This window comes from Hydrogenophaga sp. 2FB (assembly GCF_005503365.1).
Lineage (GTDB): Bacteria > Pseudomonadota > Gammaproteobacteria > Burkholderiales > Burkholderiaceae_C > Hydrogenophaga.
Window position 1 is genome coordinate 126,078 of sequence record NZ_SCML01000002.1, and the last position, 15,101, is coordinate 141,178.

25 protein-coding genes are annotated in these 15,101 nt (G+C 59.3%); 15 read left to right on the top strand and 10 right to left on the bottom strand.

Annotated elements, in window-relative coordinates:
* Window positions 1–171 precede the first annotated feature (171 nt).
* Window positions 172–942: a hypothetical protein gene (locus FFS09_RS01650; protein ID WP_137917127.1), complete on the bottom strand. Its 771-nt coding sequence runs from the start codon at window positions 940–942 to the stop codon at window positions 172–174.
* A gap of 2 nt (window positions 943–944) precedes the next feature.
* The gene (locus FFS09_RS01655; RefSeq protein ID WP_137917128.1) at window positions 945–1,220 is read right to left on the bottom strand and encodes a hypothetical protein; all 276 of its coding nucleotides are present in this window, start codon (window positions 1,218–1,220) and stop codon (window positions 945–947) included.
* 225 nt (window positions 1,221–1,445) lie between these two features.
* Between FFS09_RS01655 and FFS09_RS01660 the strand changes: the two genes are divergently transcribed.
* Window positions 1,446–2,033 (top strand): hypothetical protein, encoded by a 588-nt coding sequence (locus FFS09_RS01660; protein ID WP_137917129.1) that lies wholly within the window; start codon window positions 1,446–1,448, stop codon window positions 2,031–2,033.
* Window positions 2,034–2,069: 36 nt separating this feature from the next.
* Here the strand turns inward: FFS09_RS01660 and FFS09_RS01665 are convergent, their stop codons facing one another.
* Together FFS09_RS01665 and FFS09_RS01670 are read right to left on the bottom strand one after the other, a co-directional pair.
* Window positions 2,070–2,846, bottom strand: coding sequence for a hypothetical protein (locus FFS09_RS01665; protein WP_137917130.1), 777 nt, complete (start codon window positions 2,844–2,846; stop codon window positions 2,070–2,072).
* A 14-nt stretch (window positions 2,847–2,860) separates the two neighbouring features.
* Window positions 2,861–3,286 carry a hypothetical protein gene (locus tag FFS09_RS01670; RefSeq protein ID WP_137917131.1) on the bottom strand — a complete coding sequence of 142 codons (426 nt, stop codon included), beginning with the start codon at window positions 3,284–3,286 and terminating at the stop codon, window positions 2,861–2,863.
* A 161-nt stretch (window positions 3,287–3,447) separates the two neighbouring features.
* On the opposite strand from FFS09_RS01670, the gene FFS09_RS01675 reads away from it, so the two are divergent.
* Window positions 3,448–3,885: a hypothetical protein gene (locus FFS09_RS01675; protein ID WP_137917132.1), complete on the top strand. Its 438-nt coding sequence runs from the start codon at window positions 3,448–3,450 to the stop codon at window positions 3,883–3,885.
* A 1-nt stretch (window position 3,886) separates the two neighbouring features.
* A complete protein-coding gene (locus tag FFS09_RS01680) occupies window positions 3,887–4,753 on the top strand; it encodes a hypothetical protein (protein ID WP_137917133.1) in 867 nt (288 codons plus the stop codon).
* 58 nt (window positions 4,754–4,811) lie between these two features.
* Here the strand turns inward: FFS09_RS01680 and FFS09_RS01685 are convergent, their stop codons facing one another.
* The 3 genes from FFS09_RS01685 to FFS09_RS01695 are packed head-to-tail and all read right to left on the bottom strand — an operon-like array spanning window position 4,812 to window position 6,090.
* On the bottom strand, window positions 4,812–5,231 hold the full coding sequence (locus tag FFS09_RS01685; RefSeq protein WP_137917134.1) for a hypothetical protein: 420 nt from the start codon (window positions 5,229–5,231) through the stop codon (window positions 4,812–4,814).
* A 12-nt stretch (window positions 5,232–5,243) separates the two neighbouring features.
* Window positions 5,244–5,711 (bottom strand): helix-turn-helix domain-containing protein, encoded by a 468-nt coding sequence (locus FFS09_RS01690; protein WP_137917135.1) that lies wholly within the window; start codon window positions 5,709–5,711, stop codon window positions 5,244–5,246.
* Between the two features lie 58 nt (window positions 5,712–5,769).
* Window positions 5,770–6,090 carry a hypothetical protein gene (locus FFS09_RS01695; protein WP_137917136.1) on the bottom strand — a complete coding sequence of 107 codons (321 nt, stop codon included), beginning with the start codon at window positions 6,088–6,090 and terminating at the stop codon, window positions 5,770–5,772.
* A gap of 147 nt (window positions 6,091–6,237) precedes the next feature.
* Here FFS09_RS01695 and FFS09_RS01700 point away from each other — a divergent pair, with 147 nt between their 5' ends.
* The 5 genes from FFS09_RS01700 (at window position 6,238) to FFS09_RS01720 (ending at window position 9,634) form a co-directional block, all read left to right on the top strand.
* Window positions 6,238–6,990, top strand: coding sequence for a hypothetical protein (locus FFS09_RS01700; protein WP_137917137.1), 753 nt, complete (start codon window positions 6,238–6,240; stop codon window positions 6,988–6,990).
* Between the two features lie 95 nt (window positions 6,991–7,085).
* Window positions 7,086–8,039 (top strand): M48 family metallopeptidase, encoded by a 954-nt coding sequence (locus FFS09_RS01705; RefSeq protein WP_212745033.1) that lies wholly within the window; start codon window positions 7,086–7,088, stop codon window positions 8,037–8,039.
* A 22-nt stretch (window positions 8,040–8,061) separates the two neighbouring features.
* Window positions 8,062–8,304: a hypothetical protein gene (locus tag FFS09_RS01710; RefSeq protein ID WP_137917138.1), complete on the top strand. Its 243-nt coding sequence runs from the start codon at window positions 8,062–8,064 to the stop codon at window positions 8,302–8,304.
* Window positions 8,305–8,308: 4 nt separating this feature from the next.
* Window positions 8,309–8,638 (top strand): hypothetical protein, encoded by a 330-nt coding sequence (locus tag FFS09_RS01715; RefSeq protein WP_137917139.1) that lies wholly within the window; start codon window positions 8,309–8,311, stop codon window positions 8,636–8,638.
* A 141-nt stretch (window positions 8,639–8,779) separates the two neighbouring features.
* Complete coding sequence (locus tag FFS09_RS01720; RefSeq protein ID WP_137917140.1) at window positions 8,780–9,634, top strand: sce7726 family protein; 855 nt, start codon at window positions 8,780–8,782, stop codon at window positions 9,632–9,634.
* 44 nt (window positions 9,635–9,678) lie between these two features.
* On the opposite strand, the gene FFS09_RS01725 is transcribed toward FFS09_RS01720, so the two are convergent.
* Window positions 9,679–10,251, bottom strand: a complete 573-nt coding sequence (locus FFS09_RS01725; protein ID WP_137917141.1) for a DUF2939 domain-containing protein — start codon at window positions 10,249–10,251, stop codon at window positions 9,679–9,681.
* Between the two features lie 37 nt (window positions 10,252–10,288).
* On the bottom strand, window positions 10,289–10,600 hold the full coding sequence (locus FFS09_RS01730) for a hypothetical protein (RefSeq protein WP_137917142.1): 312 nt from the start codon (window positions 10,598–10,600) through the stop codon (window positions 10,289–10,291).
* 170 nt (window positions 10,601–10,770) lie between these two features.
* On the opposite strand from FFS09_RS01730, the gene FFS09_RS01735 reads away from it, so the two are divergent.
* From FFS09_RS01735 to FFS09_RS01765, 7 genes are all read left to right on the top strand, one after another.
* On the top strand, window positions 10,771–11,181 hold the full coding sequence (locus FFS09_RS01735) for a hypothetical protein (RefSeq protein WP_137917143.1): 411 nt from the start codon (window positions 10,771–10,773) through the stop codon (window positions 11,179–11,181).
* A gap of 107 nt (window positions 11,182–11,288) precedes the next feature.
* Complete coding sequence (locus FFS09_RS01740) at window positions 11,289–11,678, top strand: hypothetical protein (protein ID WP_137917144.1); 390 nt, start codon at window positions 11,289–11,291, stop codon at window positions 11,676–11,678.
* Window positions 11,679–11,767: 89 nt separating this feature from the next.
* Window positions 11,768–12,121, top strand: a complete 354-nt coding sequence (locus FFS09_RS01745) for a hypothetical protein (RefSeq protein ID WP_137917145.1) — start codon at window positions 11,768–11,770, stop codon at window positions 12,119–12,121.
* 16 nt (window positions 12,122–12,137) lie between these two features.
* Complete coding sequence (locus tag FFS09_RS01750) at window positions 12,138–12,530, top strand: hypothetical protein (RefSeq protein ID WP_137917146.1); 393 nt, start codon at window positions 12,138–12,140, stop codon at window positions 12,528–12,530.
* A gap of 31 nt (window positions 12,531–12,561) precedes the next feature.
* Complete coding sequence (locus FFS09_RS01755; RefSeq protein WP_137917147.1) at window positions 12,562–12,780, top strand: hypothetical protein; 219 nt, start codon at window positions 12,562–12,564, stop codon at window positions 12,778–12,780.
* Window positions 12,781–12,888: 108 nt separating this feature from the next.
* The gene (locus tag FFS09_RS01760; protein ID WP_137917148.1) at window positions 12,889–13,914 is read left to right on the top strand and encodes a hypothetical protein; all 1,026 of its coding nucleotides are present in this window, start codon (window positions 12,889–12,891) and stop codon (window positions 13,912–13,914) included.
* 138 nt (window positions 13,915–14,052) lie between these two features.
* Window positions 14,053–14,253: a hypothetical protein gene (locus FFS09_RS01765; protein WP_137917149.1), complete on the top strand. Its 201-nt coding sequence runs from the start codon at window positions 14,053–14,055 to the stop codon at window positions 14,251–14,253.
* Between the two features lie 3 nt (window positions 14,254–14,256).
* On the opposite strand, the gene FFS09_RS01770 is transcribed toward FFS09_RS01765, so the two are convergent.
* Complete coding sequence (locus FFS09_RS01770; RefSeq protein WP_171019826.1) at window positions 14,257–15,081, bottom strand: phosphoadenosine phosphosulfate reductase domain-containing protein; 825 nt, start codon at window positions 15,079–15,081, stop codon at window positions 14,257–14,259.
* Window positions 15,082–15,101: the final 20 nt, after the last annotated feature.

A 15,101-nucleotide genomic window follows, 5' to 3' on the forward strand; every position in this document is an offset into this window, starting at 1 on the left:
CGGATGGGGCGGAGATGAGGGATGTCGGTTGAAGCGGCAGACCCAGGGTCAGACCCAAGGGAGCCCCCCGACAGGGCCGGATCGGAATCCGTATCTGGGTTCAATCCAGGCTGGGAGGATGGGTCGTGAGAGCTGGTTCATGCAACTTGGCGGGATGGAGGGTGCTTGGGCTCAAAGTGCGGCTCGCCGCGGCCGTGCGCCAGGCAATGGCGCGTCAGCGCTTTGCGGTGGCTGATCGGCGTCTTCAGTTGATGAGGAAGGGCTTGGTGCCTCGAGCGTTTTGCGCATGACGGCTTCGGTCAAATGCTTGAAAAGCGGGTTGCTGTAACGCCCCATGGCCATGGCGTAGCCCAGAATGTCGCCACGCTCGACCTCCACCCGTTTTGATGGATTGGTGGTCGAATTGGGCACGATGACACTGCGTTTGAACGGAACGCACGAAATGTCGGCGCCCAGATCCAAGAGGGCCCGAACGGCGTGGTGCGAACCCCTGTTCACCGCGAGCTCGAGAAGAGAGCCGTCCTTCGGGCGATCGTCCGGCAACGAATACGTCAGGGGAAACCCACAGTCCTGAACCTCAATTTGCCCGGCAGCCACGTAGGCCTTGAAAAGTCGCTCGATCAAATCTGCCGCATCGTCTGGCCAGTCCTGAGAGCACATGCTTCGCAAGGCCGGCTTGGTGAGATCCACCTCTTCGTCGCCAGAATACATCGGGATGCCGCGGCCGATGAACTCGTGGAGCTTCCTGGCGAAGTGCTCCTTCGTCTCACGGGTGGCGTTCGGAGAAAAAATCGAGTGCACCAGCTTGTAGTGCGTCGCCGCCAGCTCGCCGTGCGAGTCCTGATAGCCGTCGCCATGTCCTGTCGCCATGTTTGCCCCCACATAGGAAAAGGCCCCTCGGGCCTTTTCGATCGTCAATTTGACTTTGAGCGGAACGCTCAAGCTCAAACGTCCGTGTCATCCACTTCGCAGTGCAGAGTGCCAGGCTTGACCTTGGCCAGTGCCTTGGCTTCCTTCTTGTTCGAGGGAATGGTGATCTGGTACTTGCTGTCCTTGAAGGACATGACGGTGTTCGAGCCCACCTGCTTGACCTCCTTGACAATGCCGCCCGTGGCGTCAGCGGCGCAGGTCTTGGCCTTGGGCGCAGCAGCCATTGCGGTGCCGGCGGCCAAGGCAGCGGCCATGGCCAGGGAAATCTTCAGGGTGTTGAAACGGGTCATGAGTTGCTCCAGTGAATTCCGAGCGCGATGTGCGATGGATGTACATAGGATATCCCATAGGCACCGAGTATCCAACCTGAAGTACCCTTGCGCCACCATGCGCAGGCCCCGGCCAGCTCTTCCCCAGCTCGGATGGAGTTTTGGCCATACCGATCGAATCGAGCAGTGGAATACTCGGTACTTTCTGGATATTCTTGATCCAGCAAAGCACACAATCAAGAGCACATGAGAAAAGCCCCAAAACCAGCCAACCAAAACACCGGCCGCATTGGACGCCCCCTGATCAGCCGCGTCACGGCTGACGACTTCCACGCGCAGGTGAGCGCCAGCGACTTCGTTGTCATCGAGTTCTCCAAGAGGGAGGTCGAGGAAGGCTTGATCGGCACCGCAGTAGAGCGGCTCATGCTCCTGTCGGACACCCCTGAATTCGCAGACCGGTTCATGGACGGCATCACTTTCACCTTCTCCGGGTACGACAATGACCCGCGCCCGGTACACCAGATCCCGGAATGCGTGGCATACCTGCGCAACATCACGAACGCCTGGCCGTTCTGGTATCACTTCCTTGAAAAGAAGGGAGACTCAATCGCCATCCTCATGCTGTGCCTGTGCGACAGCAAGGTGGTGTTCCAAAACGGATCCCAGATCGGCACCAGCATCGACATGGCTCAACTGAGCAAGGAGATGATGCGCATGTTCGACGGCATGAACGCTGTGCACACGATGCATCACTTTCCCGAACACCTGAATCGCCGGATGACCGACGTGATCGTCGAAAGAGTCAAGGCCATGAGCGGCCGAGCCGACCGTTGAAGATCTGGTCTCGCGCCAGCTGTTTCGCCGCCGGCCCTAGAGTCGCGCGCGAGACGAGGTGCGAGCAGACAAGCCGCTCGATACCAACGCGCTTGATTCGTTGGCGGCAACCAGCGATGAACGCGCCTTCATGACGCGCCTCATCAGGGCAGCATGCACAGCAGACACGGTTGCGGGATGCTGAGCCTCGACCTCACTCAAAAGACCGTCCAGCCCCGGGACTGAGGCGTGATCGCCGGACTGATCCTGGGAATTCGCCTCTGGCGGCGTCGCATTCTGGATCATGGCTGGCGCCGGCACCCTGGAGATGTCGGCGCCGAGGTCAATCAGGATGGATGCAGCCGCGCCGTAGCCAGACCGGATGCATTTCTCCAGGGGTGTCCAGTAATCCTCCATTCCACCCATGTGCGCATCGAAGTCGTCGATGTGAAAGTAGCCGGCGAGAACGTATGCGGCGATCAGCTTCGCTGCAAGTTCAGGAAACCGATCGGCGCAGTCCCATGACAGCAGGTCTCCGATGGCAACTGTCAAGGTGCTGCCGTATCCCTCTTCGGTCAACGGTTTCGCCAGGTCGGCTTTCGTGACGCGCAGATCGAAATCGTCACGCCGGCGAATGAAGGGCATCAATTTCTCGAAGTGGGCCTGCAGCTTCAATTCGCTCGCATTGACCTCACGGCCTGCGGACATGAACTCACGAAAGCATCGAGCGTGAGCAAGTGCGCGAGCCGCACGTTCTGAGGCGCCAATTGCGGCGATCGACTCCGCCTCGCCTTCAGCAGCCCGATCCAGGGGCGATGCAATCTGCGGATTCATATGGCGTCGGCCGTTCAGAAGGGGCGGGGAGGGGCGATCGAGGAGCCTGTGGCCGAGGCCGGTGCCGGGTCGCAGCTCTCGTTGAGCATTTCAATGCGCTCGGCGATTTCCACTCGCACATCTGCGGGATCGCGCAAGGCCAGGCGCGCCATCATGAGTGGGATTCGCTCAAGATCCATGGCGCCGCTTTCAATCTGGTTGCTGAAGTAGCTGCTCAGATCGTCTTCGCTGAGAGCCATGGCGCCCTTGTCCATAATGCTGACGTTCGAGGTGTAGTCTTGGACCTCGGCGGCGGTATGGCCAGTGATGGCCCCATTGCCTACTGCCTGGGCCATCGACTTCTCCAGGTGAGCGGCCAGAGCCTGGTGGCCCTCGCCGTTGGTGTCGATGACGGCATCCAGGGTGAATCGGAGGTGGACTTGTTCGTTTTCGATGGTCATGCCGCGGCGTCAAGAAGGTTGGTGGTGTAGTCGAAGGTCAGTATACTGGTGTGTAAGGAATATGCTAAACGCATGTTGATAACCGTCTTGACAGAGGCTGCCGTCGTTCATCGAACGAGTTGAGCAGAACTCAGCCATCGATAACCACGAATAGGTACACCATGGAAAGCCCGATTTCGACCACAAAGCTACTGAACGAGTCCCACGTTGCCAGGTTCCTTGTCTGGGCCGAAGAAGGTGTACTCCGTGGGGAAATCTCGTTGGATATTGGAATGGGATGGCGCGAAAGGCGCAAAACAGACAGGAATGCGCTGATCATGACCAGCCTTGCATGCATGGCCGCAAAGGCGCTTTGGGAAGAACATCCCCAATTGGCACACAGGCTTGGTCTCATGTCGACGATGAGGCGTCATGACTACGTGATTTCTCCTGAAACCGCCATCAAGCGTGGATGGTTCAAGGATATTGAAGACCTTAAAAATCAGGTCCTTGACACGCTCGGCAAGGGTAGGGTTGTGGCCGATATCAAGGAAAGAGAACCAGGCGCAATCATCGTGCGAGTGGAAGGAGCCACCGCACCACATACACGGAGGAGCTGACTTGAAAGTCTCCCATGAACAAGCAGGCGTGATTGCGGGCGCGTATCCACTGCACAAGGTCGCAACTGGAAGATTTTTCACCAGGATCGTTGGTGGCGGAGAAATGGTGCTTGCCGGCATCGTGGCACTGCCGAAGAGGACGCCGGCCGAGGTCCAGGTGTTGGCCCGGGTCAACGAGAACCTGTACGTCGACCTTGCCAATTTCGTATCACCCTCGGAGAGCATGCCATTCCCCGAGGATCTCAATGAATGCGGGGTGGACTCGCTCCTGACCTGTCTCCGCTACCGCCAGCATGTCCTGGGCGATACCCTTGACCTCTTCCTTCGAGAGACGCACCTTGAATCTGACGCGCTTTCGCAGGGTTCGAAGTGGATGATGGTTGCCGGCGTGAGCAAGAAGCCCATCCCCCTGGCGGGCCCCATGGGGCTCTATGAGCTCCGTGAATCGGGGCTCGTGTACCTCAATGTCCCATCCAGCGTCTACAACGGATCGACCATCAGCTGCGTGATGCGCGACTGCCTGTGGGGGCCTGGCGGGGGATTCGGCCTGGCCACGAGCATGCCTCCCTCGTACTACGACAAGTGGATCGAGAAGGAGCGTGTCACCAACGCGCGTCGGGACCCAACGTACGCCCGCTTCATCGAGATCATGAAAGAGGATGGCGCCGGCACGACGCCGACCGTCTACACCGAGTCGCAGAAAGGTCAACTTGAAGCGACATCGTTGAAGGTTCTCAAAAGGGTTCTTGCCGAAGAGGAGGCGCAAAGGGATCGGACTTACGCCCAGTGTTCTTCGGAGCCCGGCGACTCCACGGTGAGCCAGCACCAGACCACCCGCCCTCCACAAGCGAGCAGGTTACGCCCGTAGATCAGCACGAGCGCAGATGAAGGCGAAAGCCAAAGCGGACGGCTGCGGGGGCTGAAATCTACCGTGGTCGCAACGGACGCTTGGCTGGCGCCGCGCCGACTTCCGCGCTGTCCTTTGCGTCTTGACTCGCATCCAGAGATCTGGGCAGGTACCAAAACTCCTTGGGGCCGTCCGCCGGGAAGAGCTCGTCGAGGTGGGCTGGCAGCTCAACGATCACGCCGACACAGCCCATGTTGTTCTCGATGTGAGCTTGGGCGTAGTCCTTTGAGTTCGTAACGTAGTCGCCAGGCAGGACTTCACCGCGCTCCGTCATGGCCCTATATACGGTCAGCATGCCATCGGCACTCGCTGGCTGACCTCCCAGCCACTCCAGCTGTTCGCGCAAGCCGTAGTCGGCAAGCGAGCCGCCTTCGGCGCGCTGTGCGCGCGCCGCGGCCCGGCGGTCATCGACAGATTGCTCGTACGCGGTCTTGCTCATGGAGTCGCGGCTTCAGGCAACTTGTGATTCGAGACGGGCAAGCGCCGCTCGCTTTCCCAGCGCCAGCGTTTCCAGAACCAGGCCGGTGCGTTTGGGTCTGGGCGCGGCCTGGCCGGTTTCCCACTTGGAGATGGTGAGGGAGGAGACGCCAAGGAGCGTCGACATCTGAGCTTGGGTGAAGCCCAGGCGCTTTCTCGCTTCCTGCAGTCGCTCAGGTGTGAAAACGACCTTTCTACCGGGCTTCAACCGTGTCGAGCTCGCTTCATCTTCGGGCACCTGTTCAGCTGCGGGCGTGACTTTGGCGATGGCCTTGGCCATGGCGCGCAGTTGGGGCTGGATGGCAGCGAGCTGTTTCTTGAGACCGGAGATTTGAGCCTTCTGATCGGCCGCATTCTTGCGCAAGGCAGTCATCTCGTTGCGCATCTCTTTGCGAGCGACGCGAGAGATCTCTTGCTTGAGCGATGTGGCGAAATTGGTCATGTTCGAATCCTGTATCTGTCAATGGGCATTCCGTGCGGCGGCCGCCGACGGTGCGACTCTACCTTGGAGTCTTGACGGGGGAATGTAGGCTTTTGGGATACGCCTGCATGTCGGCGAGCAAAAACACCTCGTTGCGCACACTTTGGGAAGCGCGCCAGGCCGCGATCGTTTTCTCGGCGAGCACGCGATCGACCGACGTGCTCTGCGTGATCGGCAAGAGCTTGTAGATCACCAGGGCGGCCTCCTTGGGCGTCAGGCCTTGCTCAAACGCCATTTGCACATTGTCCTGGCGCCACTTGGAGTTCAGCGTGATCGTTTGAATGCCCAGAGCTGAGAGCGCGAAATTCGTGGCGATGATGTACCAGGGCTTCTTGAGCATGGCATTTTTCAGAAGGTCGCCGAGATCGGGCGGAAGCAGTGAGGATAGCCGCTCATTCGTCGGGCTCGGGGATGGGTCTGTGCCTTCAGATTGAACTCAGTTTGCCGATAGAAGAGTCTCCCCAATTTCCCGGACATCGAAAGCCCCATGCCCAAAGGCGCCATTACAGAAAGGCTCGCAGAGCGCATGGTCGAAAGGGCCCAGTACAGCGGCCTGATTCATTTGACCTTCGAGATGAGGTCAAAGCTGTTCTTGATTTTCGACACGATGTGTTTCAAGGATGAGACGCCGCAAACGGGTGCCGTCATTGCCGCCGCGGATCTCGCGCTTGAGCTCTGCGGTACGTCCTCTCTGGTTGCACAGCAAATGGCCGCCAACTCATTGAGGGCGATGCACCACCAGCAGATCCATTTCTTGTTGCTCAGTGCATGTCATGCGTTGCGACCACATGATGACGCCATTGACGCCGAGCTGAAGCGCATTCAGGCGCCTTCCTCACCCGGATTTGCCACCGCCTTCCCTTCGGATCGCGAAATGGCGGAGTTCCTGGCACTGCAGAATCGCCGCCATGGAGGCTCACGGGGTGAGCTTCTGGAGAGCATCGGGCGCGTGTACGGACACACCCAAGAGCCCTTGAGCGCGCGTATGAATCAGGTCTCCGGCCAAGAGATGCAGCAGGTCATCGACCTCATCCTGGGCTTCAACGCTGTTGCGGTTCTGGCTACTCGTGTGGTCGCCATGATCTCCATGAACGAACAAGAGGTCACAGCGAAGGCTGCTGACCTGACAACCGAGTTTCGACAGTGCTTCCCCATTGGTGAGACGTGGGGCGAGCCGCTTCTGGACTTCACCGCAATGGGAAGACCTGGCAGGTCATTGCTGCCGGCGTCACGGACTTGAGGCCGCAGTGGTTTTCGGCTGCTTGATTGGGTATCTTTTATTCAAGCGGCGCGTGAAACGCCACCACATCAGAAACCCCGACATCAAAGGACCCAATGAACACCACCTCGATCTTCAGGCGCGCCTTCGCAGCTTTTGGACTTGCCATCATGGTTCTGATCACCGGCTGCGCAACCAACACCATGACCGGGCGCATGCAGGTGACGCTGGGCAGCGAACAAGACCTGATCGTGGAGTCGGCGCAAGGATTTGCCGCCATGAAGTCGCAGTACGCAGCAAAGCGTGAACTGGTCACGCATGCGCCCACGATCAAGCGCATCAACGCCATCACGAACCGCCTGATTGATCAGGCCGTCAAATACCGGCCAGATTCGGCGGCATGGGATTGGGAGGTCATGGTGGTGAACACCCCTGAGCTCAACGCATGGGCGCTTCCAGGGGGCAAGATGGCCATCTTCACAGGGATGATCAACCTCCCCCTCACGGACGATGAAATCGCCCAGATCATGGGCCACGAAATCGGTCACGCACTTGCGAAACACGGCCTGGAGAAGAAGTCCACCCGTCAAGGTGCTGCTGTCCTGACCTCCATCGGCGGCGCGCTCCTGGGTCAAACTGGTATGCCGTTGTCTCAAGAGGCCGTTGCGCTTGGTGCCAGTGGTTTCATCGTGGCGCCGAACAGCCGAAAAGCTGAAAGCGAAGCAGATGCCATGGGCATCGAGTTTGCGGCGCGCGCTGGCTACGATCCCAAAGCTGCGGTAACTTTGTGGCAGAAGATGGCCGCGAAGGGTGGCGCGACGAAAACCGGTTTCCTCGACACCCACCCATCCGACGGTGAACGGATCCAAGCCTTGAGCGGGTTGCACGATCACATGAAGCAACTGCGGGCGGAAAGTGCCCCCATGGTGGCCGGGAAAGGCAAGGCGCGACCCACGGTGGCGCTGGATGCCAAGAACCGACCGGAACCCTTCAACTGGCTCGGCGCACCCAAGGCGATGCGTCCTGACATCAAGGTGCAGGCCCCGCTGCAGCTCTTCAAAGCACAGTAACCGGTCGCAGAATACCGCCACCATGGAAACTGTTTCGACGCCCCCTACTGATGAGCCCCAGCTGCCGGAACTGAGTCCGGCAGCGTTCGACATGCTTCGCAGTGCGCTCAATTTGGCCCGCGAGCAGGGTATTCAGAAGGTGGCGACGCTTCGCGCGCGAATGAAGGGGCTCTGGCCCGATCGCTCCGAAGAAATCGATCAAGCCATCGCCTTTTGGGCGTCATCCACCGCACGCCGTCATCCTGGTGGCATTCCGAGGTACTGAAATCATGCTCAAGGCTCTACGCTACGAAATCTTGCGTGGAATCACGGCAAGTGGCCGCATCCGCATTCCATTGGCCGAGAAGCCGGTTCGGGTGGCCACGATCCTCAACGAAGCCCTTTTCAACGTGGACAAGCTGCTCATCCACCACGGCTCCGTCTTTCTTGAAGACCGGATCCACGATTGGGATTGGGCGGATGGTGTTTTTCGCTACTACACCCGCGTGGCAGAGGTCGCCGATGTCCTGGTGGTCTACGAAATTGACAGCAACTACACCCCGGCGCCCGTCTTCGACGGCATGACAGGGCGCAGGCTCGCAGCTTCAACACCTACCTAATAGTCTGTGTGGGCCAACCATCTGGCCCGCCGCGTCCATTCAGGCCATCAAGCCTTCTCCTTCCCAGCTCGGCCTGCGTCTTCAGGCCATGCGCGACTCTCACGTTATTCCACTCGATTATCCGCAGTGACGAAGCCATCGATGCCTTTCCTGGACGGACTCCGCGCAACCGCACGCGCGTTCACCCGGCCCATTTTCAAGGCACTCGGGGTCACGGGGGATGCCAGCGCAGTGACCGGGCAGTTGCTGAGCCACGGCATGGGTGTATCGAGTAGCGCCGCGACCGTGGCCACGCTCTTCGATGCTGCGTATCAGTCGCTTCTGCACTGCTACCGCTGCGAATTCGTCTACAAGAACGCTCTGGCCAACCACCTGGCATTTCATGCGACAGCGCCCCCTGCTGGGGTGGTCATTGAGCAGCACGTCGCCAGTTCGTTTGTGGATGTGGCTGCGTTCGGCGCCACCTCTGCTGCATACGAAATCAAGACCGAGTTCGATAGCCCCAAGCGCCTCACCACTCAGACCAATGACTACCTGCGCGCGTTTGATCGGGTGTACCTCGTGACGCACCCCACGTTGGCCGCTCGACACATGCCTCGGATTGATGCTCGTGTCGGGGTGCTGACTCTGGAGACTGACGGCAGCTTGAACGAGGTGCGGGCAGCGACCCCGGGCATCAGTGAGGTTGAGCCCATTACGGTGCTGCGCATGCTTCGCAGACATGAGTACATGGACACGGTCCACGTCCACCACGGTGTGCAACCCGCCCTGCCCAACGGGCTTCTGTACCGGCACTACGAAAAGCTGTTCGTGCAGCTGAGCAGTCAGCAAGCCCATGAGGCACTAATGACAGCTTTCGTCACCCGCACCCAAGACGGCGAGCTCGCAGACTTCCTGGGCGAGCTGCCAAAGAGCCTGCGGGCGCTCGGGTTCGCCACCCCACTATCTCGCCCTCAACGAAGACGGGTGCTCAAAGCCCTGGCCGCGCCGCTTTAAGTGCACCATCTTCGCGTGGTGGGCCAGCATCGGGTTGGCCCGGGTCAGTCTGAGGTCGCTTCAGCGGGCAAGCGAATCTCGGACAGCTTCCAGGTCGAAAAACCGCTTCGCAGGAACACCAGGCCTGAGAGTCCACCCTCGGAGTCGGCCAGTTCACCCTTGCTGGCAATCACCTTGTTCATCGAGATTCTCTCGAGACTCCACTTCTTTTCCGGGGCGTCAGAGACCGGCGCCGGATCAGCAGGTGACGAAGCGGGTTTGACCCCAGGCTGAACTGGCGTGGTTCTGCCTTGCGCCAGCATCGTCATGACCATTTCGGGGCGGACAAAGGAATCGATCATCTGGTTCACGAGAGCCGTGCCCAGCATGGCGCCCATGGCCGAGAAGGCACTGTCATCCCGGCCTCTTTGCATCTTGGCGGTGATGGAGGCCATGAGCTGGCCCTTGAGGCTGTCCCGCAGGGCAGGGTAGTCCACGTGATCGTTGAAGGTTTCACCATCACCAGCCTTGGCTGCGGCTTGCATGGTGTCGATCGCCAGGTAAGGAGAGTAGTACCAGTACCCGGCCAGGGCCGCGCCAGCAACTGCAACAGCCGCGGTGATGAGTTTGAGCTTCATGAATTCAGTTTAGAGGGAAACGGGCCGAGATGCCTGATCATTGAATCCGAAATGTCAAGGGCTCGTCGTTGACCCCGGAACAGCAGAATTCGTGCACCCTGGAGCTAAGCGCTGCGCTCAACAGAATCCCGCGCACCTTGCTGAGCATTGGAGCCTTTCGTTCGCGTGCGGCTTCCTGCGACAGGGGTGAGTCGACGGCGATTTCGATTCCTCCGCCCGTCCTTGCTGCGGCCGCAAGAAGCGGTCGAATCCGATCTTGATCGCAAACGGTGACTGTCCTGCCAGATGACAGAAGCATGCGCAGGTGGCGGTTGATCTGATCGGCGATTTCTTTCTCGATGGTGGGCATGGGGGAGGGGGAAGCGTAGATGCTTCAGCGATGAGATGGGGCGACGTAGAGGGGTGGGGGTGCGACGCGGCACGCCACGTGCGGATGGCCGCCAAGATCCAAACCGATTTCATATCCGTAAAGGCGGCGTATAGGATATAGTATAAGCTAACATTTAAAGCCCTGATCCTATGACCGCTCTCAAGGAGCCTCAGATGAGCCCCGCAGCCTTGCGTCCATCCCATGTACAGCCGATGCGCAACCCGTTCACGCCAACGGAGGCGATCGGCCGCTTTCTCTCCCGCCAGAACGCGATCAGCGTGACGGCCCAGGGCAAGCTGGAAGAGGAATGGGGTGCTGAAGCGTGGGTTCGCCCGCTCGGCAACGAGAGTGTCGACATGCGTGAACTTCACGCCGCGCACGCGCGAAGAATCGATGAGGCCGAGCAGATCCTTGAGGCGCGGCGTGCACGTCCGCTGAGGGTGGCGGTCGTTCTCTTCATGAGCCTCGGATTGGCCACCTTCGTTGGTGTTGCGGACCCGCAGAGTCGCCAAGTGCTTGTCAACGGCTTCATCTGGCTCTTTGGCCCCTATGTCGGCTGAACGCGGCATCAAGCCGCCACCCAAAAGCGTTCCCCAAGCACCTCCCCGGCAATCAACCACGCAGCAGGACCACCATGTCACAAGCTCCTCAACCGACGACAGCGCCCGTGAACTACGAGGCTGAATTCAAGCGCCTGGAGGCTGAAATCAGGGCGCTTCGCTCCTCGTACTACCACTATCACGTGGAACTCGTCACGGACGCCCAGGCTTTGTGCGACAACGTGGTCCGCTTCAAGGCGGCCATGGATAGCCTGGAGAAGCTGGAGAAGCGCGCAACTGAGGAGGGGAAGGTTCCCGCCCTGATGGAGGCTCGAATGCTCAAGGAAGAGCTCTGGAAAACCATCGAGGCCGGCGCGGAAAAGATTCACCTGCGCATCAGCCAGCTACCGCCTGGTGTCACGTTTCTGGACGCCGACTACAGCGAGGAGCGCGTCGAAAAGCCAGCGGCCAATGAGGCCGAGGAAACGCGCGCTCCGGCACGTCGCCCCCGCCCCTGAAGCGGTCACGCGCCCTTCCGGCGCACTGCAAGAATGTGGCGAAAGCCTGTGCGATTGGGTATCTTATTTGCAGCAATAAGGAACCCGATATGACACAGGCAACTCCCATCACCGAGAACACGATTCACGTCACCGGCCCATTCGTCGCCAAAGATCGCAGAGGCGTCGTTTGGGGCGTGCATGGCGCCACCATCCCCGGTGAGGGATTCATCCCAGATTTGAGCATCCACCTGGACCGATCCGGCGCCTTTGAAGCCGAGCTTTGTGAAGACAAAGTCTTCCTTGGCAACGTCTTCGAAGAGCTGCGCAAGGCCGGCTACATCGGCTCAACGTTCACTCGCGCAGAGATGGGCATGCAACAAGATGATGTCGTTGTGCTCGAGCCCAGCGGCGAGTTCAACCTCTACGCCATCATTCGACATGGCTTTGTGCTGCTCGATTGAGTCCGTGCCACACATCATGAATTCGACTACCCAACTCCAACTCCAACGCCACCACTCCGACAGCCTGGCCGGGGCCCTCAAGCACGCGGAAACGCTGATCAGCCAGGCAATCGACAAAGCCTGTGAGGAGATCGAGGCGATCGCCGCTCAGATGCAGAATCCTGCTGTCACCCGCCTGTCCGGCTCTGCCTTCGAGATCAGCAGCAAGAGCCTGGGGCAGAGCTGGGATCCGTTTGCTCACGACTGGGGGATGCAATTCCAGATGGTCGCGCGTTTGCTGAGACTTCGAAACCTAGGCATGGTGCGATCTCTCCTGGAGGGCGCGCGCGTCGATGACAAGGCCTTGGGCCGTGTCTGCCTGTCGGCCCCGGTTATCGAGGCCTGCAGACTCTCGATCGGCGACATTTGAGCCAGGCGCGAAATCGAACAGGAAGAGAATCATGACGACGAAGGTGTGGAACCTCATGTACGCAGTTGGCAACACGGGCCGCATCTTCGGTGATGCCGGAAACCCTCAGGTACGCGCGAGCGCGCTGGATGGTGCCGAGACGGTGTCGAAGAATGGCTGGCGTGTATGGGTTGAGCACCACTCGAGCGGCAAGCGGATCTTCGAATCTCAGGCAGAGAAGGACCACGTCGCCGAGAACGAGGGATCCTAAGGTCGACGCTGGATGTGGAGACACAAAACTGTCATATAAGGTGTAAGAGATATACAATAGGAAGCATGTCGATTTGGCGGCATTCTTTCTATTTCTCTGGGACCGCGTATGGCTTCATTCAAATCCGCCCTGAACTTCAGTCTCTATGGGGCTGCGTTGATGGCTGCCGTCAATGTGATGGGTGCCAGTGACGCGGTTGCGCAAGGCAATGCGTACCCGGCGCCGATCGTGATCCAGTCCAACCGGCACGTTCAACCCGATGCCGTCTGGGACCACGAGCGAGCAGGGCGTGCCGCCCAGATGAATTCGACCACGAGCGTTGGGTCGACCCAGGGCTCAGGCAACGCGGCCGCCAGCACCAATGCCACAGGCCTGAATGTCCGTGTGAACGATGCCCTGCTTGCTCAGCCAGGGACGATGGTGACGAATGGAGAGCCTTCGTGTCCTGCGCAAGCGGTGAACTGGACGGTTGGTGGCGTCACCTGTAACGCAGCATCGCCTGTGATCATTTCGCGTGAGTCGGCTTCGGTGTCTGACATCGATGCACCGTCCACTGGATCCGCTGTCCTGGCCTGTAACTCGGGTGCGTTGTCGGTGCAACCCGGCTCGACCTGTTCATCATCGTGTGCGGCGGGCCCTGTCTCGTGGGCCAACGGTAGTTCCGTTTGCGCGGCAAATGCTCCGGTGATGAGCGCCGGAGCTTCATTGGGCGTTGCAAGCACAAACGGGGTTGCAGGAAGTGCGTCGCTGTTCTGCTCGGCTGCGGGTGTTCGGTCGATTTCCTCGGCGAGCTGCACTCCCCCAGCGCCGGCACGAACGGTCTTTATCTGGTACACCTGCTGCACTGAATTCAAGGGGCAGATGAATAAGGCCTGGGCTGCGCCAGTTCCTTTGAGTGCCACTGGTCCTGCAACTGGTCCCGCCATCAATACGATGAATCAGCCATATGAGAATGCAGGCTACATCTCAATCTGGAAGATTCTTAGTAGCAATATGTACTTCCAGTATCCACCCGGTGCTGTAGTCCATTCCAACCTCATTCAACGCATCTACTACGAGAACTGCACAGTAGCTGTCAGGAGATATGGTGCAAGCAACTATGTCGGCATCTCTTGCGTTGAGCGGCCGTACTGAATAAATTTGTCCCGTGCGGAAGTAAAAGGCGATGCTTGGCATCGCCTTTTTTGCGCCAAGGCTTTGGCCGTGCGCCGTGTTGAGTGTGACAGTCGCACACGCGATGCGCGATACTGACCTCAGTCAAAGGAGTGCAAGATGGAGCATGATTTCTTGGACGAGAAGAAGATCGAGCTTGCAAGCGGCGCAAGAAAAGCCGTTGCCCTGCTCAGGCGGTACGAGAGCGGGTGGATGATCGACACCATTACCGAGGTGGGTCAACCAGATACAGGTGACAGCGACAGCCTCTTCCAAACGCTTGATGATGCGGCAGATGAGGCGAGACGAATGTGGCCGTGAAGCTTATGCCGCCATCTCGTCAGCAATCACTCCAGTGATTTCTTCGAGTGTGCGGCGCCCATGCTTTTTGGTGGGCATCATCATGACTTGGCCAGTGGATTTCTCGAGGCCCACATACTTGCGGTAGAGGTGGGGATCGTTGAGCAACTCGGGCTGCTCCGTGGCCAGGCGGGCAGCGGTTTTGAGATCCTCTTCGCTGGCCATGATGCACAGAACGCATGAGAATCTTTTCATGCCCAGCGCATACACAGGGTGTGGCCGCTGCCCTGCTGCTGCAATCGTCTCATACACCTCGTGCTCGAGCATGTCGTGGATTGGCAGCAGGTCATACCACTCACGGCCAGCCTTACTATTGCGGTGGCTGAACTTTAGGACTGGCAGCTTCTTTCGATTGCTGGATTCCTGTGCACGCATGCCCATGCAGTTGACCACCAGGCCCCAGTTCTCGATGCCGACAGCCTGGCGTTCGCGTGTGATGCCGCGGATAGTTCGTTCAATCGGGCCACGCTTCAGGTCGCTGGTGCAGGATCGGTTTGCTGGTGAAGGGAACATGCCACGTTCCTCAATCATTTGCAGCAATCCACGACGGGATGTGCAAACATGCAGAGGCTCCCCCGCAGTGGTTTCCTTGATGTGGGCAAGCGCCCCGGCCCACTCCACGGCACCCAGGTCGGCGTGTACCAGAACAAGCTGATCGCGAGGCACCATATCCCGTAGCACCAGGTACATTGCCTGGCTATCCTTGCCGCCGCTGTGATTCACGACGAACAGGGCTTTGAGGTCGATGAGGCTTTGGACCTTCGCGAGGATCTCTGCATTCATTGTCATCTACCCGTGATCTGTTGAGG